Below are 22,530 nucleotides of genomic sequence, written 5' to 3' on the forward strand. Positions count from 1 at the left end.
GTTTGGTTCGGGAAGGAAGGCCGGGCACCATAGCGGATCGTGGAAACGACGCGTCAAGGAATCCATGGCCCGGACACCGCCGTGTTTTCACGCCCTTCTCCCTCGGAAGACAGGCGCTGGAGCAGGCGGGCGCGCACGCCCCCGCAACCCGGAGCCGGCTCCCGGGTTGGAGCCTTCATGCAGGGGGACCAGGAAACCCGCCGTCGGGCCGGGGGCGCGCACGCGCGCGCCGGCTGGGTGCTGCTGGCGCTCCTCGGGAGCCTGGGGGCGCGCACGGCCCGGGCGGAGGCCGCGGACAGCGCCATCACGCTCGAGGCGAGCGGCGGCCACGGCCATGCCCTCTGGAGCCTGCTGGGGGACGTGGGCGTGGGCGAGACGACCTACCTCTCGCTGGGCTACACCGGCGCGCGGCCGGGGTCTGGCACCGCGGCCCTCCACCAGCTCTCCGTGGGCGTGGACCACCTGGCGGGCAGCCACTGGCTCGTGTCCGGCGCCGTGAGCCTGGGCCTGTCCAGGGCCTCCGACACGGAGCTCAGCCCGGAGCGCCCCCGCCTCGCCGTCCCCGGCCTCACCGCCCGGACAGGCCAGGGCAGCCAGGCGGCGCAGCTAGGGGCGGCCTGGGACTCGGCGGGCCTCGGCACCTGGGAGTACGGCCTGGACGCGGGCGTGGGCCTCAGCCGCCACCCGCTGCGCCGCCAGTTCCTCACCGTCTCCGACGGCGCCCCCACGGAGCGCTACACGCGGGAGGACGTCCTCTGGTCGGCCCGGCCCACGCTGGGCGCGCGGCTCACCTGGAACGGCCGCTGGGAGCTGGGGCTGCGCGGCGCTTTCGCCCTCTACAGCGAGGATCCGCGCACCGCGGGCCAGTTCACCGACGCGGAGGCGGACCAGTTGGAGGCCCGGCTCGAGGACCGGGTGGCCGCCCGGAGGGCCCTGGCGGGCCTGCGCCGCCGCCAGCTGCGGGACCTGGGCACGGCCGTGACGCGCCGCCTGGGGGAGGTCAACGCCGGCACCGGCTTCCCCTCCGCCCCGGTCCGCTGGGACGTGAAGCCCGCCCTCACCTGGCGCATCACCCCGGCCCTGCGGGGGCAGCTGTCCTACGCCTTCACCCGATACGTGCCCGGCCAGGGCGTGGCCCACGTCGTGGCCACCCGGTGGACGGTGCGCCTGGGCGACGCGGTGCGCGTGTGGGCCTCCGTGGCCCTCCAGCGGGACGCGCCGGAGGACCTCCCCGCGGAGGACTCGGGCCTGCTCACACTCGGAGGGGAATACACGTTCTGAGCGGTCCGGAGTAAAAAGGGCGTCATGCTCCGAACAGTCACCACCGCCGCCGTCGGGCTGGGCCTCCTGGCCTCGGGCTGCGCGCCGGACAGCGAAGCCCCCGTGAAGGTCTCCGTGCTGTCCCGCTCCAGCAATGGCCAGTACGTGCCCACCCAGGTCGAGCTCACCACCATCGAGGACATCGTCGGCCTGAAGGGCACCGTCGGCGACCTCCAGGGTGGCGCGCGCATCGTCATCGACCCGAACGACCCCGCGCTCCAGAACGCCACGACGGACACCGTCGCCGACGTGCTGCTCAAGAACAAGGGCCACGACGTGAAGGCCAGCTACATCAGCCAGAAGGACGAGAGGACGGGCGAGGACGTCCTCTGGCCCGCGGACTTCCACTCCTGGAACATGGTGACCTCGTATTACAACCTCGAGCGCGCCAACGAGTACTTCCGCACCGTCGCCGACGTGAAGGTGGCCTCGTTCGAGCCGTCGCCGACGCTCTACTACTTCCCGGACTTCATCCAGGCGCAGCTGGGCAAGGAGCCCCTGCGCGACAACGCCCTCTTCTACCCGGTGCTCCAGTCCTTCCTGGTGCTGCCGTTCGATCAGATCCAGCGCGCGCCGCTGCCCCTCAACGCCGGGGTGATGGCGCACGAGTACTCGCACCTGGTCTTCAACCGGCTGGCGTACGCCACGCAGGCGCTGCCCGTGTCGCTGACCGTCTGGTCCTCGGAGAGCCCCAGCCAGGGCGCCAACGTGCTCAAGGCCTTCGACGAGGGCCTGGCGGACTACCACGCCTACGGCGCCACCTGCCGCAGCGTCAGCGGGTGTGACCCCCGCTTCATGGCGCCCTCCTTCGACGGCGGCCCCTTCTCCGCGGTGACGGACGCGCGCGACCTGTCGCGCGGGGACCGCTGCATGAGCGCGCTCCTCTACACCCGCGTGCAGCAGCAGGACGTGGGCACCTTCACCGCCGACGGCGCCGAGTACCAGGTGGGCACCATCCTGGCGAGCGCGCTCTACCAGGCGGGCCGCTCCACCGGCCAGGAGGCGCAGCTCCAGCGCGACATCGTCTCCGCGTACTACGACACGGACCCCGCGAAGCCGGGCATCTACCAGTACACCCAGATGGTCCTGGGGGATCAATCCCAGTTCTCGCTGGCCGTCCCCGCCGCCGCCATCATCTCCCACATCTCCGACCTGGAGCTGCGCAAGGCCGTCTGCAACGAGCTGATGGACCACCTGCAGATCCCGCGCGAGCTCCTCCTCGGCGACAACCTCTGCCCGGCCAGCGCGGCGGGCGGCACCACCTGCCCCAGCATCTTCCAGTGAGGCCCGCTCCCTTGAACACCTGGCTCAAGGCCTGCCTCGCCGGCAGCCTGCTGCTCACCCCCACCGCCTTCGCCCAGAGCGCGGACGACGACGACCCCTACGCCTACCCGGAGGAGGAAGCCGACCGCGCCCAGCAGAAGGCCCAGAAGGAAGACGACGACGCCTACGAGCGCCGCCGCAAGCTGGTGGACGAAACGGACGAGTTCCGCGAGGCCGCGGAAGCCACCAACGACGAGGGCTTCCGCGGCATGTCCCGCCTGGACGACCCCAACCTGGGCGTCGCGGTGGAGCTGGTGGGCGGCCTGCTGATGATCGACAGCGCCCGCGGCGACTTCTCCGACAACAAGCCCGGCCTGGGCGTGCGCGCCACCTGGGAGTTCGGCCGCACGTTCTTCACGGAGAACGAGACCCTGCGCGAGGCCCTCTTCGCGGACCTGCGCTGGCTCTACGGCAGCCTCAGTGACGGCACGGATTTCATCAGGGGGGACACGCGGCTTCACTACTTCACGCTCGCGCCGGCCTGGCTGTTCCGCTTCGGCGACTCGCCCTTCGGTCTGTTCCTTCAGGCCGGTGGTGGACTCGCCTACCAGAACACCGGCATCACCGTGGGCGAGGACGAGACGAAGGTGAACGGCCTCAAGCCCGTCATCCAGTACGGCCTGGGCATCCGCGGCCGGCCCGCCCTGTCGCGCAACCTGCACCTCACCTTCCGCATCGAGGCCATGGGCCTGCGCCGCGGCTACGCCAACGACATCTTCCTGGGGGGCAGCGCCGGCATCGGCTTCTGAAGCCCGAACCCCCGGTCCGCCCCTTCGGCCCCCGCGCCCTTCCCCGTTTCGGGAAGCGGTGGCGGGGGCTGAACTTTTTCCCCGCCTTCCCCACCCCGAGCGTCTCCGCTTGCTTGGCATTCCAAGGAGATGGACCCCTGGCACGCGCCCTGCTTACATTCGCGGCAGGTCGGGCAGTAGGGGGCGGCGTCGGGCAGGAGGTGGAAGATGAAGGGCGGACACAAACAGGGCAGCGGCAGGCACTGGGATCCGGTGTGCGGCAGGCACCTGGAGGCCCCGGAGGGCCACCCCTCGTCGGAGTACAAGAAGCGCCGGTACTTCTTCTGCTCGGAGGGCTGCCGCACCGCCTTCGAGCGGCAGGCGGAGCGCTTCCGCCTCAACGAGCTGGCGCGAGCCGGCGCGCTGATGTCGCCGGGCCGGGTGCGCTGGGGGCTCGCGTAGCGACGAAGCGCCCGGCGCGCGTCAGGCGGCCTGGCGCAGGTCCTTGAGGCGCAGGGACAGCTTGCGCTGGCCCCGGAAGGTGTCGAAGCCGGCCTGGAAGGCCAGGTCCACCGGCCCCTCCACCAGCGACACGCGGTCCGCCATCCCGAAGCCAATGGCATCCAGCTCCGGCGCGTCCACGAGCGCGAGCTTGAGGTGCCCCGCGCCCGGGGCCCCGGACTTCGCGGGCAGCACGCGCGGCCGGGCCTGCTGGCCGCGCAGCACCAGCACCGGCTCCGGGTTGCCCTGGCCGAAGGGCCCCAGCTTCTGGAGCGACTCCACGGCCGTGGCGTCCAGCTCGTGCGGGTTCACCACCGCGTCCACGCGGCAGCGCGGGATCATGTCCTCCGGCGTCAGGCGCTGCTGGGCGATCCGCGCGAACGCCTCGCGGAAGGCGGGCAGCTGCTTCGCGTCGATGGTGAGCCCCGCGGCGTGCTTGTGCCCGCCGTAGCGCATGAGCAGGTCCGCGCAGCCGGTGAGCGCGTCGTACAGGTGGAACGCCTCGATGCTGCGCGCCGAGCCCTTCCCCACCCCGTCCTTCACGCCCACCATCACCGTGGGCCGGTGGAAGCGCTCCACCACGCGCGACGCCACGATGCCGATGACGCCCGGGTGCCAGCCCTCGTCGTAGAGCACCAGCCCGCGCGCGTCCTGGTGCTCCTCCGCCTGCGCCAGCGCCTGCGTGAGGATGCTGCTCTCGATGCCCTGCCGCTCCGCGTTCGCCCGATCCAGCACCTGCGCCAGCGCGCGCGCCGTCTCCACGGAGTCCGCGCACAAGAGCTGGAGGCCCAGCGACGCGTCGTGCAGGCGGCCCGCGGCGTTGATGCGGGGCCCCAGGCGGAAGCCCACCTGTCCGGCGGTGACGGTGGCGTCCGGCTCCAGGCCGGCCACCTCCTTCAGCGCGCGGATGCCGGGGCGGCGGCCCTGGGACAGCTCCTGGAGGCCATGCGCCACCAGGATGCGGTTGGCGCCGGTGAGCGGCACCACGTCCGCCACGGTGGCCAGCGCCACCAGGTCCATCAGCGCCTTGAGGTTGGGCTCCTTGCGCGTGGCGAAGAAGCCGTCGTCGCGCAGCCGCTTGCGCAGGCCCATGCAGAGGTTGAAGGCCACGCCGGCGGCGCACAGCACCTTGGTGGGGTACTCGCAGCCGGGCTGGTGCGGGTTGAGCACCGCGGTGGCGGGCGGCAGCGTGGGCGGCACCGTGTGGTGGTCCACCACCACGACGTCCAGGCCCATCTCCTTCGCGCGGGCGATCTCCGCCACGGAGGTGATGCCGCAGTCCAGCGTCACCAGCAGGCGCGTGCCGTCCTGCGCGATGCGCTCCACCGCGCCCACGTTGAGGCCGTAGCCCTCGTCCAGCCGGTGCGGGATGTACGTGGCGGGCGCCACGCCCAGCTCCTTGAGGAACAGGTACATGAGCGACGTGGAGGACACGCCGTCCACGTCGTAGTCCCCGTACAGCGTCACCTTCTCCTTGAGCCGCACCGCGCGCAGCACCCGCTCCACCGCGGCGCCCATCCCCTTCATCCGGAACGGGTCCGGCAGGTCCGCCAGCCGGTCCGACAGGAAGGCCGACGCCGCCTCCGGCGTGCGGTAGCCCCGGTGGAGCAACACCCTCGCCGCCAACGGGTGAAGCGACAGCTCACCCGCCAGCGAACCGACCTCCTGCTCGACGACATCTGGAAGCAACCACCGCATGAAAGAGGACAGTACCTCAGACGTCCGACCAAGGCAGTCCAACCCTCCCACTCACATCGACCTCCTGCACGCCCGTTCAGACGCGAGCTCGGCTGCCTCCCTGCCCTCGACCTGCACGGCGGGTGTGCAGTGTCCGGCTCGGGCGCGCACTCGCAGACAGGGAGCCCGCATGCTTCGCGGCTTTCTCCGGGGCGGTGACCTGATGGCCGGCGAGGGGGCCGCGCAGCCCGCGCTCGCGCTGAAGAAACCGGAGGCGCCATCTTCAGGCCGTCCGCGAGCTTCGTGAACGGTTGCAGTGGGCGGAGCCTTCGAGCGGCGTGCCGACGAGCGGATGCAGCGCGCGGACGACGGCCCCGCGCCCATCACGCGCTGGGCGGCGCGGAGAGGCGGGCGTTGCGCGCTGCGATCGCCTCCCAGGTTGCGGGGCAGATCAAGTCGCCGCCGGGAAGCGCGATGGCCTGCGCGCGCTCGACATAGGGGCGCTGCCGCTGCTCGTATTCGGCGAGGGCCGCTTCGAGATCGCGTCCGTGGCGGCGCAGCGCTTCAGCCAGCATGCAGGTCCCGGTGATGGCGAGGGACGTTCCGCGGCCGGAGAGCCCGGTCGCGCACGCCGCGGCGTCGCCCACGAGAACGACCCGGCCGCGATGCCACGTCGGCATGTGAATCTGGCTCACCGAATCGAAATAGAGCGCGGGATCGCGCAGAGCGGCGGCGACGATCTCGGGCACCTTCCACTCGTCGTGGCCGGCGAAAGCCTTCGCCAGGATCGCCTTCTGGGCGGCGAGGTCGTGGTAGTCGTAGTCGATCCAGGGCGAGCGAAAATTGAAGACGCCGAGCGCGCGGTGACGATACCGGGCGATCCCGATCATCCGGCCGGGGAAGTTGAACATCGGATTGACCCGGCCGGCGCTGACCTCCTCGGGGAGGTCTGTCAGCGCGATGTAGAACCCCAGGTGTTTGAGGTAGTCCTTCTCCGGGCCGAAGATGAGGCGCCGCGTCGCGGAATGCACCCCGTCCGCACCAACGACGAGGTCGTAGCGCTCGCGCAGTCCCGACTTGAACGTCACGTCGACCCCGTCTCCATCGTCGTGCAAGGCCTCGATCCAGTCGCCAAAACGGATCGCGTTGCCCGCGGGCTGCGCGCGATAGAGCACGTCCCCCAAGTCCTCGCGCGGGATCTCGATGTCCTCTTCGGAGTCGTTGATCTCCTGCCGCGGAATGGCGGCGATCGTCTTGCCGTCGCGATCAACGAAGACGACCTCCTCGCTCATCGTCACGCGGCGCGCGCGAATCGCCTCGAGCACCCCCAGCTCCTGCGCCATGCGCACGGCATCACCGCGGATGTCGATGGGTGAGCCATTCACGCGCAGGTGCTTCGCGCGCTCGAGCAGCGTGACGGAGAACCCGCTCTGGCCGAGCGCGATCCCCGCGCTGAGGCCGGCCATGCCTGCTCCCGAGACCAAGACCTTCATGGGCTGCCTCCTCCGGCTCCAACCGGCCACCTCGTTAAGATACACACTGTCTCTTAACAGCTGGCGGAGCGCTCCGCAACGCGTGGCCAAACCGCCCCGGAAGAACCAACATGGCGCGCATGGAACAGACCGGGGTGCGGACGCGGCGCCGTGGCGCAACACTCGAGGACGCGCTGCTCGCCGCCGCTTGGGCCGAGCTCGCCAAGACCGGCTACACGAACTTCACGTTCGACGCCGTGGCGAAGCGCGCGAACACCAGCCGGGCGGTGCTCTACCGGCGATGGTCGAGCAAGCCCAAGCTGGTCGGCGCGGCGATCGCCCGGGAGATTCAAAAGGACGAGGTGGTCACGCCGGACACAGGCTCGCTGCGCGGCGACGTCATCGCGCTGCTGACGCAAGCCAACGGACGGCGCGTCCGCCTGGCGATCACGCTCCTCGCCCACCTCGGCGACTACTACCGCGCCACGGGGACGAGCATCGCGACACTGCGAAAGTCCCTCTACGGGGATCGCGAGTCGACCATGGAAACCATCATCGAACGCGCGGTGGCGCGCGGCGAAGTGAAGCCCGGCGTGATCAGCGATCGCATCATGCGCCTCCCGCTGGACCTCTTTCGGCAGCAGCTGGCCATGACCTACGCGCCGGTGCCGGCCGAGGAGATCGCCGGCATCGTCGATACGGTCTTCCTTCCGCTGCTGAAGGCCCACGGCGCGCTCTGAACAACGTCACCGCCACGGACGGCAACGGCGGCGGGCGGCTGGACGCGTCGCTCACGCGGGGCGCGAGCTCCTGAGAAAGCGAAGGGCCCTGCCTCCCCAGGTGGGAAGGAGGGCCCTCGTCGCTTCAGACCGTCGGACGGCTCAGGCCGCCTTCGGCTCCTGCTTCGCGCCGGGGTGCCCCTCGCGGGCGTGCGCGCGCTCGTCCAGCCAGATGACCAGCGGGCTGGCGATGTAGACGGACGAGTACGTGCCCACGAGGATGCCCACCAGCATCGCCATGGCGAAGTCGAAGATCTCGCCCACGCCGAAGATGAGCAGACCGATGAGCGACAGCGCCGTCACGCCGGAGGTGAGGATGGTGCGGCCCAGCGTGTCGTTGACCGCGATGTTGATGACCTCCGGCAGCGGCTTGCCCTTGTACTTCACCATGTCCTCGCGGATGCGGTCGTAGATGACGATGGTGTCGTTCACCGAGTAGCCCACGATGGTGAGCAGCGCCGCGATGGACGTGAGGTTGAACTCGCGCCGGCTCACCAGGTAGTAGCCCGCCACCATGATGACGTCGTGAACCATGGCGAGCAGCGCGCCCGGGCCGAACTTGAAGTCGAAGCGGAACGCCACGTAGATGAGGATGGCGATCATCGAGTACAGCAGCGCCATGATGCCGCGGTTGCGCAGCTGCTTGCCCACCTGCGGCCCCACGTAGTCCACGCGGCGCTGCTCGAAGCCGGGCTTGTCGGAGCCCGCGCTCAGCGCGGCGAACACCTTGTCCGCCATGCCGCTCGCGACGACCTGGTAGTCGTAGCCGGTGCCGCCCTGGTTCGCGCCCAGGTCGCGCACCTCCTGCACGCCGATGCCCGCCGCCTCCACGGCCTTCTTCACCGCCTCCGCGGACATGGGCTGCGCGGAGCGGAAGTTCACGATGCCGTTGGCCATGTCGGCGTAGACGTTGCGCGTCTCGCCCAGGGCCTGGATGGCGGCCTTCGCGTGCTCGGCGTTCTCCTCGGTGAGCTGCGTGACGCCGCCCATGCGCAGGAGGAAGGAGTTCTCCTCGGCCGCGCCCACGCCCTGGACGCTGACGTCGTGCAGCCCGCCGGCCTGGGCCTTCTCACGGACCTGCTCCGCGGTGGTGGGCGTGTTGTACTTCAGCTCCACCACCGTGCCGCCGGCGAAGTCCACGCCGAAGTTGAACCCCACCGCGGCGATGCCGACGATGATGGCCAGGTTGGCGAGCGTGGAGATGAAGAGCGCCGGCTTGCGCTTTCCAATGAAGTCGATGTGCGTCTTGTGCTTGAGAATCTGCATGGCGGCTTTCCCGAAGGCGCTGGAGGCCCGTTAGACGGACACCGACTGCGCGTTGCGGCCGTGGACGAAGTAGGTCGTGATGACGCGCGTCACCACGATGGACGTGAACAGCGACGCGAGCAGGCCCACGATGAGCGTGGTGGCGAAGCCGCGGATGGGGCCCGTTCCGGTGAAGAACAGGATGAAGCCCGCGATGAGCGTCGTCACGTGCGCGTCGAAGATGGTCCAGAAGGCGCGGTCGTAGCCCTGGTCCACCGCCGCGCGCGCGGACTTGCCGTGGGCCAGCTCCTCGCGGATGCGCTCGTTGATGAGCACGTTCGCGTCCACCGCGATGCCCAGCGTGAGCACGAAGCCCGCGATGCCCGGCAGCGTCAGCGTGGCGTTGAAGAACGCCAGCCCCGCCAGGATGAGCAGGCCGTTGAGCAGGAGCGCCACGTCCGCGATGAGGCCGGACTTGCGGTAGTACACCGCCATGAACACCACGACGAGCGCCAGGCCCACCAGCGCGGCCATGCTGCCCTTCTTGATGAGCTCGTCACCCAGCGTCGCGCCCACCTGACGGATCTCGCCCACCGTCACCGGCGCCGGCAGCGCGCCCGCCTTGAGCACCAGCGCCAGCGTCTGCGCCTCGCCCAGCCACTCCTCGAAGCTGCGCCCGCTGGCGCGGCCCATGGTGATGCGCGCGCGGCCGCCGCCGATCTTCTCGTTGATGCGCGGCGCGGTGTGCACGTTGTCGTCCAGCACGATGGCCATGCGGCGGCCCACGGCGGCCTCGGTGAGCTTCTCGAACTCGCGCGCGCCGGCCGGGTCGAAGGCGATGTTCACCTCCGGCTCGTTCATCTGGCTGACGGACGCGTCCGCGCCCGCCAGGCTCTCACCCGTGAGCGGCACGTTCTTGTCCAGCAGGTAGCTGCGGTACGCGCTGCACTCGTTCTTCTTCACCGCGCTCGCCACGCACTCGGTGACCACGTCGCGGCCCGGCGGCGTCTTGTCCTTCGCGTACGCCAGCAGCGCCTCGCGGTTGGGCGAGGACAGCTGCGGGAAGCCCTCGTCCTCCACCAGGGTGATGTGGCTCTCGGGCGGGGGCGGGTGCTGCTGGTACATCTGCGCGAACACCTGCGGGTTGGTGTCGTCCACCATCCGGAACTCCAGCTGCGCGGTGGTGCCCACCAGCTCCTTGGCCTGCTCCGGGTTGCTGCGGCCGGGCAGCGAGATCTGGATGGAGTCCGTGCCCAGCTTGCGCACGTCCACCTCCGCCACGCCCCACTTGTCGATGCGGCGGCGGATGACGAGCATGGCCTGGTCCACGGCCTCGTCGCGGAAGCGGTTCACCTGGCCCTCGTCCGGCTTGAGCACCAGCGTGCCGCCGTTGCGGGAGTCCAGCGTGAAGTCGGTGAAGGTAGCCAGGACCTCCTTCTGGATGGCGTCCATGGTCGCCGGGTCCTTCGCGGTCAGCACCAGCTGCAGCCGCTCCGGATCCGTGTCCGCCGTCACCTCACCCAGCTTCTTGTCGTTGACGTAGGTGGAGATCTGCTGCCCGCGGCGCTCGGTGCGCTTCTGCAGGGCCGTCTTGGTGTCCACCCGCATCACCATGTGGATGCCGCCCTGCAGGTCCAGCCCCAGGTTGAGGCGGTACTTCGCGGGGGGCGCCCACTTGGGCAGGCGCTGCTCCAGCACGGCGATGTTGTTGCGCTCGCTGCGATCCAGGACCACCAGCGAGTAGTACGTCGGGACGAGGAACCAGATCGTCCCCAGCGTCACCGCGACGATCATTCCGAACTTCCACCACCAGCCGCGGTCCATCACTTCTCCTCCTTCTTCTCAGCGGGGGCCGCCGCCGGGGCGCCCGCCACCGGAACGGTTCCCTTCGCACTGACGGCCGTCTTGAGCACGCGCACGCGCACCCCGCTGGCCACTTCCAGCGTCACGGTGGTGTCGTCCACCTGGTGGATGCGCCCGAGGATGCCGCCGGACGTCACGACGTCATCGCCCTTCTTCAGCCCCGCGAGCAGGTTGCGGTGCTCCTTGAGCTGCTTCTGCTGGGGGCGGATCATCACGAAGTACATGATGGCCACCAGCACGGCGAGGAAGCCGAAGGTCCCCAGGGGGGAACCGGCCCCGGCCTGCGCGAGAATCAGGAAACTGTCAGCCACGTACTGCCTCGTCGTTTGGGAGGAAGGATTCGGGTAAGCGGCCCCGACCCGGCATACAGGTGGGGGCAAAACATCCGAAAGGGTGGCCTCTTAGCAAGGGCGCCCCATGTGAGCAAGTGAACGCCGGAAGCGTGGCAAACCCTTCGCCCGCTCACCGACCGCCTTTGCGTTCGGCCTCCTGCGCCTGGGCCCTGGCCCGGAAGTCCCGGGCGAACGCGGCGAACCGGTCCTCCGCGATGGCGCGGCGCACCTGCGCCATCAGGTCCAGGAAGTAGTGCAGGTTGTGCAGGGTGTTGAGCCGCATCGCCAGGATTTCTCCCGCCGCGAAGAGGTGCCGCAGGTAGGACCGGCTGAACGTGCGGCAGGTGTAGCAGGAGCACGCCGGGTCCACCGGCCGGGGGTCCCTGGCGTAGGCCGCGTTGCGGATGACCAGCTTGCCCTCCGAGGTGAAGAGCAGGCCGTTGCGAGCGCACCGCGTGGGCAGCACGCAGTCGAACATGTCCACGCCGTGCTCCACGCACGTCACCAGGTCCAGCGGCGTGCCCACGCCCATGAGGTAGCGGGGCTTGTCCCGGGGCAGCAGCGGCGCGGAGTACGCCACGCCCGCGTGCATGGCCTCGGGGGCCTCGCCCACGGAGTAGCCGCCCAGCGCGTAGCCCGGCAGGTCCACCGAGCACACCTCCTCCGCGTGGCGCTTGCGCAGGTCATCGTGCAGGCCGCCCTGCACGATGCCGAAGAGCGACGAGCGCTCGCGGCTCCACGCCTTCACGCACCGGTGCAGCCAGCGCGTGGTGCGCGCCAGGGACCTCTCCAGGTAGGCGCGGTCCTCCGTGGACGGCGGGCACTCGTCGAACGCCATGATGACGTCCGCGCCCAGCGTCTCCTGGATCTCGATGGAGCGCTCCGGCGACAGGAAGTGCCGCGACCCGTCCAGGTGCGACTGGAAGGCGGCGCCCTCCTCGGTGATCTTGCGCTTCTCCGACAGGCTGAACACCTGGAAGCCGCCGCTGTCGGTGAGCATGGGCCGGTCCCAGGAGATGAAGCGGTGCAGCCCGCCCATCTCCCCGATGAGCGCCTCTCCGGGCCGGAGCATCAGGTGGTAGGTGTTGCCCAGGATGATCTGCGCGTCCAGGTTCTTCAGGTCGTCCGGGCCCACGCCCTTGACGCTGCCCACCGTGCCCACGGGCATGAAGATGGGCGTCTCAATCGGGCCATGCGGCGTGTGCAGCCGGCCGCGGCGCGCCTGGGTGCCGCTGGCGTCCTCGTGCAACAGCTCGAAGCGCACCAGCCCCGGGGGCACGCGGGTATCGCCCTTCTCCTTGCGCTGCTCGTCGACCACGGCACTCACTCCTTCACCAACATGGCATCGCCGTAACTGAAGAACCGGTAGCCCGCGCGCACGGCCTCCTGGTACGCGGCGAGCGTCCGCTCCCGGCCCAGGAGCGCGCTCACCAGCATCACCAGCGTGGAGCGCGGCAGGTGGAAGTTCGTGAGGAGCACGTCCACCTGGCGGAAGGCGAAGCCGGGCCGGATGAACATCGTCGTCTCTCCCGGGCCGCCGCGCAGCCTACCCGTGTCCGGGTCGGTGGCGGACTCCAGCGTGCGCACCACGGTGGTGCCCACCGCGACCACGCGGCGCCCCTCCGCCTTCGCGGCGTTCACGGCGGCGGCGGTGGCCTCCGGCACGGTGAAGCGCTCCGGGTGCATGTGGTGCTTGTCCAGCGCCTCCTCGCGCACGGGGAGGAAGGTGCCGGGCCCCACGTCGAGCGTCACCTCCACACGCTGGACCCCCTTCGCGGCGAGCCTCGCGAAGACGTCCTCGGTGAAGTGCAGGCCGGCGGTGGGCGCGGCCACGGCGCCGGACGCGCGCGCGTACACGGTCTGGTAGCGCTCGGCGTCCGCGGCCTCGGGCTCGCGGGTGATGTACGGCGGCAGGGGCAGGCGGCCCGCCGCGTCCAGGAGGCTGGCGAGCGAGGTGCCCGGCGCCGCATGGAAGCGCACGCGGTACTCCCCTCCGCCCAGGGCCTCCAGGACTTCAGCGGACAGGCCCCCGGCGAAGGTGACGGACTGGCCGGGCTTGAGGCCCTTGGAGGCCTGGCCCAGGCAGACCCACTCGAGCGACTCCGGCGCGCCACCGAGCGCCGCCGAGGTGAGCGTGGCCGCGGCGGCGGGACGCACCACCAGCAGCTCCACGCGGCCGCCGGTGCCGCGCTTCTGGCCCAGGAGGCGCGCGGGGATGACGCGCGCGTCGTTGAGGACGAGCAGGTCGCCCGCGCGCAGCAGGTCCACGAGGTCGGTGAAGCGCTGGTGGCTCCAGGCGCCGGTGGCGCGGCTGACGACCATCAGGCGCGACGCGTCCCGGTGGGGCAGCGGGGCCTGGGCGATCTGCGCCTCGGGGAGCTCGAAATCGTAGTCGGAGAGGAGGGACGACACGGGGTTGGCGCTTGTAGCAGCCCCCGCGCCCTCGCGGAACCGGAGAGGCCGTCAGTAGAGCTGTTGGAACTCGGCGCCCGGGTAGTAGTGGGAGAGGATCTCCCGGTACGTCTTGCCCTGGTCGGCGAAGGCCTTGGCGCCCCACTGGCACAGCCCCGCCCCGTGGCCGTAGCCACGCCCGGTGAACACGTAGTTCTTTCCGGAGGCTTCCACGTCGAAGTCCAGGCTCTTGAGGCGCGTGTAGCCCAGCTTGCGGCGGAACTGCACGCCGTCCACCACGGTGCCATCCGACAGCGTCACGCGCGTGACCCGGTGCGTGGGCGTGCGGCCGGTGACCCGCATGCCCCCCGGCGGGGCCTTCAGCGCGCCGCGCAGCTCCGCCTCGGAGAGGGTCGCGGACCAGCGGCTGGCGGGCAGCTTGCCGCAGGGGCAGTCGACGGGCTTCAGGTACGGCAGGTTCCGCTGGAGGGCGTCCTGGCCGGACTCGGTGTGCCCCCCGCACGAGGCGTGGAAGTACGCCTCGATGGGGGCCAGGTCGTACGTGAGCACCTCGCCGCGGGTCGCGTCCACGGCGGCGCGGGTCTTGGCGTCCTCGCGATTCACCCCGCCGTACACCTGGTGGAGCACGCTGCTGCCCATGTGGAACGCGGCGCCGTAGGCCTCCAGCTTCTTCTGGAGCGCGTAGGTCCGGGCGGCCACGGCCTGGGCCTTGAGGGCCTCCAGCGGGAAGGACACGGGCATCTCGCTGCCGAGCACCGCCGCCAGGTAGTCCTCCAGGGGAATGACGTTGATGAGCTGGAGGCCGTTCTTGAAGAGGCGCACGACGACGTCGCCGCGAACCTGCGCGGTGCCCGCCTTGAGGGGCTCGTCGCCGGGGCCGCCCGCGTCGGAGGACTCCAGGCCCCCCCGGAAGCGGATGGCGTCCCCCACCACCGGCGCGCCGTTGACCTCCAGCTTGCCGTTGCGGCGGCGCACGGTGGCCTGCCCCGAGGCAACGGCGACATAGCGCCCGTCCTCGGCGTCGGGGCCGAAGCCCAGGCCCCGGCCGCTCACGCGGACCTCGTCGCCGGGGTCGTCCATGGCAATGCGCATCGTCTCCACGGCGAACGCCCGCGACGACGCGAGCAGGAGCAGCAGCAGTGCCACACGTTGCAACATGGTCCAACAGTCTAGGGGCCGGGCGATCCGCCTCAAGAAATCGGCCGGGCGGCCGACCAGCTCCCCTGGGACCGCGCGCGAAAACCCCGGGCGGATGCCGCAGAATGGAGCCCAGTGACCGCCTCAGCTCCCGACGCCGCCCGCCTGTCCCCCGACGCCCTCGCCGAGGCCCTCCGCGCGCTGGAGCCCCGCACGGCCGCCGTGCTGATCCGCCGGCTCGTGGAGCGCCGCCCCCTGGCGGAGGCCGCGGCCTGGTACGGGATCTCAAGCGACGCCTTCTCGGTGCTCCTGCTCCGCTCGGCGGTGGCCCTGGCGCGGCGGCTGGGCCAGCCCGCGAGGCCGCCCGAGAGCGCGGAGGAGGCCAGCGCCTGGGAGCGGATGCTGGCCCTGGCCGTGGAGAAGGACACCGCGCCCGTGCCGGTGGCGCTCGCGCCCCTGGCCTGGCTGTGCCGGCGGGTGCGGGAGGTGGGGCCGGAGGTGGAGGCCGCGCTGGACCGGGCCGCGCAGGCCGACGCGGACTCACCCACGCAGGCGCGGGAGGAGTGGCTGCGGAGGCTGGCGGTGGCCGCGCTCCTGGCCCTGACGGCCTGGCTCTACTGGAGCCGCCCCCCGGAGCCGGAGCCCCGCCCCGAGCGCCGCATGCGCTCCCCCGAACGCCGCTGACTGGACGCGGCCACGAGCGGGCGCGTATGGGTAGGCCCATGCGAGCGACCTGGTCCTGGCTGGCCCTCCTCACCGCGGCAGTCACCCTGACGGCCTGCGCGAAGCACGTGGACACCCGGGTGGCCGGGGACGACGACGCGGCCATCGACGGCCTCGAGGCCCGCCTCGACGAGCTGCGCGCTCGCGAGCAGGGCGACGACCTGACGTGCGCGGAGCAATGCGACGTCTCCGCGAGGACGTGCGCCACGGCGGAGGAGCTCTGCGGGCTCGTGGAGAAGCAGGCGGACCGGGACGACCTCCCGCCGCGCTGCGCCAGGGCCCGCGAGCAGTGCGCGGGCGCGGGCGACGGCTGCGCGCGGTGTCAGGCGCCCTGAAGAACGAGCCATGCGCGGGCCCGGACTCCGTGCCTATGATGGGTCGGATCGAGGAGCCTCCCCATGACCACCCGACTCTCATTGATGCTCGCTGCTTCGTCGCTCGTGCTGGCGACCCCTGCCCTCGCGGAGGAGGAGGGCCTGACGCCGGAGAAGGTGGCGGCCATCCAGCGCGATGAGGCCGCGGCCGAGGCCAAGGTGAACGCCGAGCACGGCAACCGCAAGCCGTCGGAGATGAGCAACGCCGAGCGGGGCCAGGCCATCCGCGACCAGCAGAAGGAAGCCGCCAAGGTCATGGAGAAGCACGGCGTCTCCGCGAAGGAGTTCGCCACCTTCACGGCCCGGATGACGCCCGAGGACAACCAGCGCGTCGCCAACGAGGCCAAGCGGCTCGACGACAAGGAGAAGGCGGAGAAGGAAGCCGAGGCGAAGAAGCGCAAGGGCGACGGCGAGGTCCACATCCAGCAGGGCTTCAGCGACGCGGACCCCGTGGAGCTGGAGTCCACGGAGGACGCGGAGCCGTCCGTCGACGTCGACAGCAACCTGGACAGCATGACGGGGGCCCCGGTCGTGGAGATTGGCGACAACGCCGGCACGCCGAAGCGGTCCATCAGCCGCAAGTCGTCCAAGTCCTCGCGCCGCGGCAGGTAACCCCGCCGCGACACCGGACGACCTCCGGGGCCATCAGCGGCCCCGGATGCCAAGCTCCCGCGACCGCGCCTGCCACACCTCGTCGTAGGGGCAGGAGCAGTCGGTCTCCTCCGGCTCCGGATACGCGTAGGTCTCGCCCTTGTAGTTGCGGAACAGCGTCTCGCGCGCGCCCCGCTCGACGACGTAGTCGGGCTGGAGGGTGACCTTCCCTCCCCCTCCCGGCAGGTCCACCGCGAGGTGCGGCACCGCGAGCCCGCTGGTGTGCCCGCGGAGCTGCTCGAGGATCTCCAGCCCCTTGGCGATGGGCGTGCGCAGGTGCTCGCAGCCCTCCGCGACATCCATCTGGTGCAGGTAGTACGGCCGCACGCGGCTGCGCAGGAGCACGTGCGACAGCTCCTTGATGATGCGCGCGTCCGAGTTGAGCTGCCGCATCAGCACCGCCTGGTTCTCCACCGGCACGCCGTGGTCCACCAGCCGCTCGCACGCCTCGCGCGCCTCGGGCGTCACTTCCTTCGGGTGGTTGAAGTGGGTGATGACGTAGACGGGCGCGTAGCGGCGCAGCAGGCGCGCCAGCGAGTCCGTGACGCGCATGGGCAGCACCACCGGCACCCGCGTCCCGATGCGGATCATCTCCACGTGGGGAATCTCGCTCAGCGGCGCGAGCAGCGACTCCAGCCGCTCCTCGCTCAAGAGGAACGGGTCGCCTCCGGAGATGAGCACGTCGCGCACCTCGGGGTGGCTGCGCACGTAGTCGATGCCCCGGCGCATCTGGTCCTTGGTGAGCTCCGCCTCGCCGCCCTTGGTGATGCGCCGCCGCGTGCAGTGGCGGCAGTAGACCGAGCACGTATCGATGGCCAGGAACAGCACCCGGTCCGGATACTTGTGGACGATGCACTCCTCCGGGCGCGTCTTGTCCTCGCCGAGCGGATCCGCCAGCTCCCCGGGTCGCACCCGGGCCTCCGCGCGCACCGGGATGGACTGCATGCGCACCGGACACGCCGCGTGCTCCGGGTCGATGAGGGACAGGTAGTACGGACTGATGCCGATGCGGAACAGCGAGGACGTCTCCTGCACCCCGGCGCGCTCCTCCGGGGTCAGGCGCACGTAGCGCTCCAGCTGCTCCAGGTTGCGCACCGAGTGACGCTGCTGCCAGCGCCAGTCCGCCCACTCCGCGTCGGTCGCGGAGGGGAACAACCGGGCCCGCCCCTCCGCGCTGAGCGAGGGACGAGGGGACGACAGGGGCGCCATGGCGCCCGCGGAGGAATCCATCACGCCGCCTTGGGCTGATCCCGCCACCACGCCTGGCCGGACTCCGGCAGCGTGTCGATGGGATCGAAGTACTCGTACTTCCGATCAAGTGCGCCGGCGTCGTTCGCTTCCACGCTCGTGCGGTAGTTCTTGGTCCAGTAGGAGATGCCGCGCTCGCGGTCGTACTCCGCCACCTGGTGCACCCAGCGCTTCCCCACGAACGGCACGTCACAGACGATGCGCGGCGTGGCGAAGCCCGGCATGTAGCCCATGATGTCGTGCTGGAGCTTCTGGGCCTGCGCCACCGACAGCCGCCAGTGCTCGCTGTTGGGGATCATGTCGCACATGTAGAAGTAGTACGGCAGGATCTTCGCGTGGTCGAGCAGCGTGAAGCACAGGTCCAGCAGCGCCTTCGGGCTGTCGTTCACGCCGCGCAGGAGCACGCCCTGGTTGCGCACGTCGCGGAAGCCCATGTCGAGCAGCTTGCGCACCGCCTTGCCCACCAGCGGCGTGAGCTGCTGCGCGTGGTTGACGTGCGTGTGCATCGCCAGGTCCACCCCGCGCTCCACGGCCTTCTTCGCCAGCCGGTCCAACCCCGCCAGCACGTTGTCCTGGAGGAAGTGCTGCGGCAGCGCCATCAGCCCCTTGGACGCCAGGCGGATGTCGCGGATGTTCGGGATGTCCATCAGCGCGCTGACGAACGGCTCCAGCGCCTGGATGGGCAGGTTCGCGATGTCGCCGCCGGACACCACCACGTCGCGCACGGTGGGCGTGCGGCGCAGGTAATCCAGCATCTGCTCGTAGCGTTCCTTCTGCCCCGTCGCGAACTTGTGCTTGGACACCTGCGGGACGTCGTTGCCCACCAGGTCCATGCGCGTGCAGTGGCCGCAGTACTGCGGGCACGTGGGCAGCATCTCCGCCAGCACCTTCGTCGGATAGCGGTGCGTCAGGCCCTCGACGACCCACATGTCCGCCTCGTGGAGGCTGTCACGGCTGGCGCGAGGGTGGTTGGGCCAGTCCGTGCGGCGGTCGGCGATCGCCGGCAGCATGTACCTGCGGACCGGGTCGCTCCACAGGTCCTCCAGGTTCATGGTGTTGAGCATCTGGGGCGGGACGAGGATGGACATCGTCGCCCGGTCCTTCTGATCCAGCTCCATGCTCGCGGCCAGGTCGTCCGGCAGCAGCGGCCCGAGCGCGGCCTTCAGCTCGCGCAGGTTCTTCACGGTGTGCTTGCGCTGCCACACCGAGCTCTCCCACTCCGCCGCGGTGACGTCCTTGTAGCCCGGGATGCGCCGCCAGTCGGGCTCCACGAACTCCTTGCGAAGGGGATAGGTGAAAGGCTGCTGCGCGGGGCCAGCGTCCGGCTTGCCTCGAGTGGACATCGTGCTCATGGACACATCACCTCAACGTAAGGAGCGTCGTGGGCGAGGCGTCATAGCTTGCCCCCCGACATCCCTGCTCAACAATCGCCAGGGGCGCAAGATGCCCCATGGCGCAGTGCGTTCGTTCACTCCACCTTGACGTTGATGAGCTTGGCCACGCCTTCCGCCTCGACCACCACGACCTGGGGCTTGGTCGACTTCCCGTTGAGCTTGAAGACGACCTTGCGCTTGCCCACCGGCAGCGACAACGGATTGCCGAGCGGGACGGGGGTCACGCGGTTGGTGTTCTTTCCATCCACCCAGATTTGAGCGCCCGCTGGCGCGGTGCTGCAGGCGAACTTGCCCATCGCGGCGGGGGCCTTCGGCTTCGGCTCCGGAGCCGGCCTCGGGGTCTGCGCCACGGGCTTGGGCTTCGGCTCCGGAGCGGGCTTCGGCGTCTGCGCCACGGGCTTGGGTTCCGGCGGCGTGGGCTTCGGCTCCGGCGGCGGAGCCTCGGCCACCATGTCCACGGCGACACGCACCTCGGTGTCACCGTTGGACGTGAAGTCGCCGGAGTACGGCTTGAAGCCCGCACGCTTCGCCGTGAAGGTGTACTTCTTGCCAATCTCCAGGTCGCCGAGCTTCGCGCCGGGCAGCTTGCCCAGGGACTTGCCGTCGACGGAGATCTCCGCGCCCTCCTGGCCCTCGAACAGAGCGGTGAACGTCTTCGGCGCGGGCGGCTCGGTGGGCGTCTCCGTCGTCGTGGGCGGAGGCGTGTTGTCCACCACCGGCGGCGTGGGCGGAGGCTCCTGGGTCTCTGGAGGCTTGGGCTCCGGGGGCTTCGCGTCCGCCTTCAGGCTGAGGAGGATGGGGGCCGCCGCCTGGCCGGCGGTGACCTCGATCTGCTGCGTCACGGGCTGATGGCCCGGCGCCGAGGCCGTCACGTTGTGGATGCCCGCGGACAGCTCGATGACCTGGTTGGCGTTCACCGGCTCACCGTCCACGAGGACGGTGGCGCCCACCGGCGCGACGAAGTTCACGGAGCCCGAGGACGAACCGCGGACCACGAAGATCACGGCGATGAGGAGCAGCAGGGCCCCGCCCGCGGCCATGCCGATGATGGCGGGCTTGGGCAGCGGCTTCCTCGGACCGGCGGGCGCCTTGGGCTTCTCCACCTTGGCCTTGGCCGCCGGGACCGGCTTCGCCGTCTTGGCGGCCCTCTGCGGGAGGGTCGCCGGGCCGTCGGCCTCGTCGTCGTAGGGCGGCTCTTCGCCCTCCTGCCCTTCGTCGCCGTAGTCCTCCGGGTCCTGCCCGTCGCCGTCGTACTCGTCGCCCTGGTCGTCGTAGGCGCCGTCCGGGTCCTCCTCTTCGGCCACCTGCGCGCGCAGGCCGTTGTGGCGCGAGCCCACCGGGACGGTGATGTTGCCCGTCGTCTCCTCCTCTTCCTCGGGCGCCAGCACCGGAGCCGCCGAGCCACCTCGGGAGCGCGAGGGAGGTGCCGTCGGCGCGGGACCAATCATGGTCGCGCCCGCGTAGGCCTCGCCGCCCTCGTCGCCGATGATGACCTGGGACTTGGGGCCGCTCCGGCCCTTGCCGCGAGGCGCCTCGTCCTGGGCGTAGGGGGAGGCGCTGGTGTGGTGTCCGGCCCGGTCGATGGGGTTCTCCGAGCGACCGGTGACGCTGTCGTCCACGACGACGCTGCTGTCCGCGACCCGGGTCTCCGGGCTGCGGAACGTGTGCGTGGAGTCAACGATCTGCGTCTTGTCCGCGGCGCCGTCCATCTCCGCCAGCTCTTCAGCGGTGGGCGGCGGGATGTAGCCAGGCGCGGGCTGGGCGGGCGCGGTGGAGGCGCGGCCCACGGGCGAGCCGGAGGCGGACGGCGCAGGCGACCTCTTCTGCGCGGTCGCACGGGGCGCCGCGGAGGGCGGCGGAACGGTCACCCCCGAGTGTTCGATCTGATCCGGGCGCTCGACGGAGGCATAGCGCTCCATCTTCTCCGCTTCGCGGAGCATGTCCTCGGCGAAGGCCTCCTTCATGAAGCCGGACAGGTGCTTCGACGAGTAGATGGCGTCCCCCGCGAGGAGGAAGCGCATCAGGTCTTCCTGGAGGTCCGACGCCCACTGGTAGCGGTCCTCGGGCTCACGCGCGAGCGCCTTGAGGACGACCTTCTCCAGCCCCGCGGGGATGTTCGGGTTGAACTCGCGCGGCAGCGGGATGTCCGCGTTGCGCACCTTCTCCAGCGTGGAGAAGTCCGACTCGCCCACGAAGAGCTTCTCGCCCGTGAGCATCTCGTAGAGCAGCACGCCGACCGCGAAGATGTCGCTGCGCCGGTCGATGGGCATGCCCCGGACCTGCTCCGGGCTCATGTAGCCGAACTTCCCCTTGAGGATGCCGGCCTGCGTCTTCTGCGAGCGGTTGGCGGCCTTGGCGATGCCAAAGTCGATGATCTTCACCTCGCCTTCGTACGAGACGAGGATGTTCTGCGGAGAGACGTCGCGGTGGATGATGTGCAGGTCCTGGCCGCGCGCGTCCTTCTTGCGGTGGGCGTAGTCCAGGCCCTCGCACATCTTGGAGACGATGAACACCGCCTGCGCGGTGGGCATGATCTCCTTGCGGCGACGGTAGCGCTCCAGGAGCGTACGGACGTCACGGCCCGCCACGTACTCCATGGCGATGAAGTAGGTGTCCTCGTGCTTCCCGAGCTCGTGGATGTGCACGATGTTGGCGTGGTTCAGCTGAACGCTGATCCGCGCCTCGTCGATGAACATCGTGATGAACTCGTCATCCTCCGCCATCGTCGGGAGGATCTTCTTGATGGCCAGGATGCGCTCGAAGCCCTCGACGCCAAAGGCCTTCGCGATGAAGACCTCGGCCATACCGCCGACGTTGATGCGCTCGAGGAGCAGGTACTTCCCAAAGAAGGTCGGCTTCTTCATCTCGCGGGGCTGCCCGGCGCCGGCGAGTACGGACCGCGGCAGGCGGTGCGCAGACCGGGGGGAGCAGTGACTCTAGATCCAGTGGCAACGGCGGTCAAACATCCACGATGACGCGATTCCCCAAGGAATCCGAGAACTTGGCCTCCCCTCGCCCCAGAACTGACCCACCCACGTCCCAGCCCCGCCCCAGCAAGCCCTCACGGCGGGGTCAGCTGCACGGTCCGCGCGATCAGGCCCCTCTCGGTTCTGGAGCGGGACGGGCCTCCAGGCGAGCGCGGAGCGACGCTCAAGGCATGCGGCGTTGACGGGGAAGCAAGCCCGCAAAGAGAAAGCCCCTGGCGCCAGGAAGGCGACAGGGGCTTCAAGAAAAGAATCCGGCAGCGACCTACTCTCCCACGCGGTTTCCCGCGGAGTACCATCGGCTCTGGAGGGCTTAACTTCCGTGTTCGGGATGGGAACGGGTGTGACCCCTCCGACATTGCCACCG

At 70.4% G+C, this 22,530-nt stretch carries 19 protein-coding genes and 1 rRNA gene; 8 read left to right on the top strand and 12 right to left on the bottom strand.

All coding sequences use genetic code 11. From position 1 onward, the window contains the following. Window positions 1-177: 177 nt before the first annotated feature. The 4 genes from U8525_RS25850 (at window position 178) to U8525_RS25865 (ending at window position 3,833) form a co-directional block, all read left to right on the top strand. Complete coding sequence (locus U8525_RS25850) at window positions 178-1,281, top strand: hypothetical protein (RefSeq protein ID WP_374269051.1); 1,104 nt, start codon at window positions 178-180, stop codon at window positions 1,279-1,281. A 24-nt stretch (window positions 1,282-1,305) separates the two neighbouring features. Further along, window positions 1,306-2,604: a hypothetical protein gene (locus U8525_RS25855; protein ID WP_374269052.1), complete on the top strand. Its 1,299-nt coding sequence runs from the start codon at window positions 1,306-1,308 to the stop codon at window positions 2,602-2,604. Window positions 2,605-2,615: 11 nt separating this feature from the next. Further along, window positions 2,616-3,392, top strand: a complete 777-nt coding sequence (locus tag U8525_RS25860; RefSeq protein ID WP_374269054.1) for a hypothetical protein — start codon at window positions 2,616-2,618, stop codon at window positions 3,390-3,392. A gap of 207 nt (window positions 3,393-3,599) precedes the next feature. After that, window positions 3,600-3,833 (top strand): YHS domain-containing protein, encoded by a 234-nt coding sequence (locus tag U8525_RS25865; RefSeq protein WP_374269056.1) that lies wholly within the window; start codon window positions 3,600-3,602, stop codon window positions 3,831-3,833. 21 nt (window positions 3,834-3,854) lie between these two features. On the opposite strand, the gene recJ is transcribed toward U8525_RS25865, so the two are convergent. Next, window positions 3,855-5,570: a single-stranded-DNA-specific exonuclease RecJ gene (gene recJ, locus U8525_RS25870; RefSeq protein WP_374269058.1), complete on the bottom strand. Its 1,716-nt coding sequence runs from the start codon at window positions 5,568-5,570 to the stop codon at window positions 3,855-3,857. Window positions 5,571-5,932: 362 nt separating this feature from the next. Further along, a complete protein-coding gene (locus U8525_RS25875; RefSeq protein WP_374269060.1) occupies window positions 5,933-7,042 on the bottom strand; it encodes an FAD-dependent monooxygenase in 1,110 nt (369 codons plus the stop codon). A 110-nt stretch (window positions 7,043-7,152) separates the two neighbouring features. Between U8525_RS25875 and U8525_RS25880 the strand changes: the two genes are divergently transcribed. Beyond that, window positions 7,153-7,761, top strand: coding sequence for a TetR/AcrR family transcriptional regulator (locus U8525_RS25880; RefSeq protein ID WP_374269061.1), 609 nt, complete (start codon window positions 7,153-7,155; stop codon window positions 7,759-7,761). A 141-nt stretch (window positions 7,762-7,902) separates the two neighbouring features. Here U8525_RS25880 and secF read toward each other — a convergent pair whose 3' ends face one another. The 6 genes from secF to U8525_RS25910 all read right to left on the bottom strand — a co-directional run bounded on the left by secF (window position 7,903) and on the right by U8525_RS25910 (window position 14,810). Next, window positions 7,903-9,066 carry a protein translocase subunit SecF gene (secF, locus tag U8525_RS25885; RefSeq protein ID WP_374269062.1) on the bottom strand — a complete coding sequence of 388 codons (1,164 nt, stop codon included), beginning with the start codon at window positions 9,064-9,066 and terminating at the stop codon, window positions 7,903-7,905. 30 nt (window positions 9,067-9,096) lie between these two features. After that, window positions 9,097-10,869 (bottom strand): protein translocase subunit SecD, encoded by a 1,773-nt coding sequence (secD, locus tag U8525_RS25890; RefSeq protein WP_374269063.1) that lies wholly within the window; start codon window positions 10,867-10,869, stop codon window positions 9,097-9,099. Then, window positions 10,869-11,219, bottom strand: coding sequence for a preprotein translocase subunit YajC (yajC, locus tag U8525_RS25895; RefSeq protein WP_374269065.1), 351 nt, complete (start codon window positions 11,217-11,219; stop codon window positions 10,869-10,871). The genes secD and yajC overlap by 1 nt, the downstream gene beginning before the upstream one ends. Before the next feature lie 151 nt (window positions 11,220-11,370). Further along, window positions 11,371-12,507 (bottom strand): tRNA guanosine(34) transglycosylase Tgt, encoded by a 1,137-nt coding sequence (gene tgt / locus U8525_RS25900; protein ID WP_374269087.1) that lies wholly within the window; start codon window positions 12,505-12,507, stop codon window positions 11,371-11,373. Between the two features lie 56 nt (window positions 12,508-12,563). Beyond that, complete coding sequence (gene queA / locus U8525_RS25905) at window positions 12,564-13,652, bottom strand: tRNA preQ1(34) S-adenosylmethionine ribosyltransferase-isomerase QueA (RefSeq protein ID WP_374269066.1); 1,089 nt, start codon at window positions 13,650-13,652, stop codon at window positions 12,564-12,566. Between the two features lie 51 nt (window positions 13,653-13,703). Beyond that, the gene (locus U8525_RS25910) at window positions 13,704-14,810 is read right to left on the bottom strand and encodes a SpoIID/LytB domain-containing protein (protein ID WP_374269068.1); all 1,107 of its coding nucleotides are present in this window, start codon (window positions 14,808-14,810) and stop codon (window positions 13,704-13,706) included. A 114-nt stretch (window positions 14,811-14,924) separates the two neighbouring features. Between U8525_RS25910 and U8525_RS25915 the strand changes: the two genes are divergently transcribed. From U8525_RS25915 to U8525_RS25925, 3 genes are all read left to right on the top strand, one after another. Next, on the top strand, window positions 14,925-15,473 hold the full coding sequence (locus tag U8525_RS25915; protein WP_374269069.1) for a hypothetical protein: 549 nt from the start codon (window positions 14,925-14,927) through the stop codon (window positions 15,471-15,473). A 38-nt stretch (window positions 15,474-15,511) separates the two neighbouring features. Next, a complete protein-coding gene (locus U8525_RS25920) occupies window positions 15,512-15,847 on the top strand; it encodes a hypothetical protein (protein WP_374269070.1) in 336 nt (111 codons plus the stop codon). Window positions 15,848-15,910: 63 nt separating this feature from the next. After that, window positions 15,911-16,498: a hypothetical protein gene (locus tag U8525_RS25925; RefSeq protein ID WP_374269072.1), complete on the top strand. Its 588-nt coding sequence runs from the start codon at window positions 15,911-15,913 to the stop codon at window positions 16,496-16,498. 33 nt (window positions 16,499-16,531) lie between these two features. Here the strand turns inward: U8525_RS25925 and U8525_RS25930 are convergent, their stop codons facing one another. From U8525_RS25930 to rrf, 4 genes are all read right to left on the bottom strand, one after another. Then, on the bottom strand, window positions 16,532-17,767 hold the full coding sequence (locus U8525_RS25930; RefSeq protein ID WP_374269073.1) for a KamA family radical SAM protein: 1,236 nt from the start codon (window positions 17,765-17,767) through the stop codon (window positions 16,532-16,534). After that, window positions 17,767-19,137 (bottom strand): KamA family radical SAM protein, encoded by a 1,371-nt coding sequence (locus tag U8525_RS25935; RefSeq protein WP_374269075.1) that lies wholly within the window; start codon window positions 19,135-19,137, stop codon window positions 17,767-17,769. The genes U8525_RS25930 and U8525_RS25935 overlap by 1 nt, the downstream gene beginning before the upstream one ends. Window positions 19,138-19,253: 116 nt before the next feature. Further along, window positions 19,254-22,043: a protein kinase gene (locus U8525_RS25940; protein ID WP_374269077.1), complete on the bottom strand. Its 2,790-nt coding sequence runs from the start codon at window positions 22,041-22,043 to the stop codon at window positions 19,254-19,256. 372 nt (window positions 22,044-22,415) lie between these two features. Beyond that, window positions 22,416-22,530, bottom strand: a 5S ribosomal RNA gene (gene rrf, locus U8525_RS25945); the annotation flags it as partial.

The sequence above is a fragment of the Corallococcus sp. RDP092CA genome (assembly GCF_041903675.1).
In the GTDB taxonomy this organism is placed as follows: Bacteria; Myxococcota; Myxococcia; order Myxococcales; family Myxococcaceae; genus Corallococcus.

Excerpts from the sequence above, each read along its gene's own strand:
- U8525_RS25850 (WP_374269051.1), top strand. The coding sequence starts at position 178 with ATGCAGGGGGACCAGGAAACCCGCCGTCGGGCCGGGGGCGCGCACGCG.
- U8525_RS25855 (WP_374269052.1), top strand. The coding sequence starts at position 1,306 with ATGCTCCGAACAGTCACCACCGCCGCCGTCGGGCTGGGCCTCCTGGCC.
- U8525_RS25865 (WP_374269056.1), top strand. The coding sequence starts at position 3,600 with ATGAAGGGCGGACACAAACAGGGCAGCGGCAGGCACTGGGATCCGGTG.
- recJ (WP_374269058.1), bottom strand. The coding sequence starts at position 5,570 with ATGCGGTGGTTGCTTCCAGATGTCGTCGAGCAGGAGGTCGGTTCGCTG.
- U8525_RS25875 (WP_374269060.1), bottom strand. The coding sequence starts at position 7,042 with ATGAAGGTCTTGGTCTCGGGAGCAGGCATGGCCGGCCTCAGCGCGGGG.
- U8525_RS25880 (WP_374269061.1), top strand. The coding sequence starts at position 7,153 with ATGGCGCGCATGGAACAGACCGGGGTGCGGACGCGGCGCCGTGGCGCA.
- secF (WP_374269062.1), bottom strand. The coding sequence starts at position 9,066 with ATGCAGATTCTCAAGCACAAGACGCACATCGACTTCATTGGAAAGCGC.
- secD (WP_374269063.1), bottom strand. The coding sequence starts at position 10,869 with ATGGACCGCGGCTGGTGGTGGAAGTTCGGAATGATCGTCGCGGTGACG.
- U8525_RS25910 (WP_374269068.1), bottom strand. The coding sequence starts at position 14,810 with ATGTTGCAACGTGTGGCACTGCTGCTGCTCCTGCTCGCGTCGTCGCGG.
- U8525_RS25920 (WP_374269070.1), top strand. The coding sequence starts at position 15,512 with ATGCGAGCGACCTGGTCCTGGCTGGCCCTCCTCACCGCGGCAGTCACC.
- U8525_RS25925 (WP_374269072.1), top strand. The coding sequence starts at position 15,911 with ATGACCACCCGACTCTCATTGATGCTCGCTGCTTCGTCGCTCGTGCTG.
- U8525_RS25930 (WP_374269073.1), bottom strand. The coding sequence starts at position 17,767 with ATGGATTCCTCCGCGGGCGCCATGGCGCCCCTGTCGTCCCCTCGTCCC.
- U8525_RS25935 (WP_374269075.1), bottom strand. The coding sequence starts at position 19,137 with ATGAGCACGATGTCCACTCGAGGCAAGCCGGACGCTGGCCCCGCGCAG.
- U8525_RS25940 (WP_374269077.1), bottom strand. The coding sequence starts at position 22,043 with ATGAAGAAGCCGACCTTCTTTGGGAAGTACCTGCTCCTCGAGCGCATC.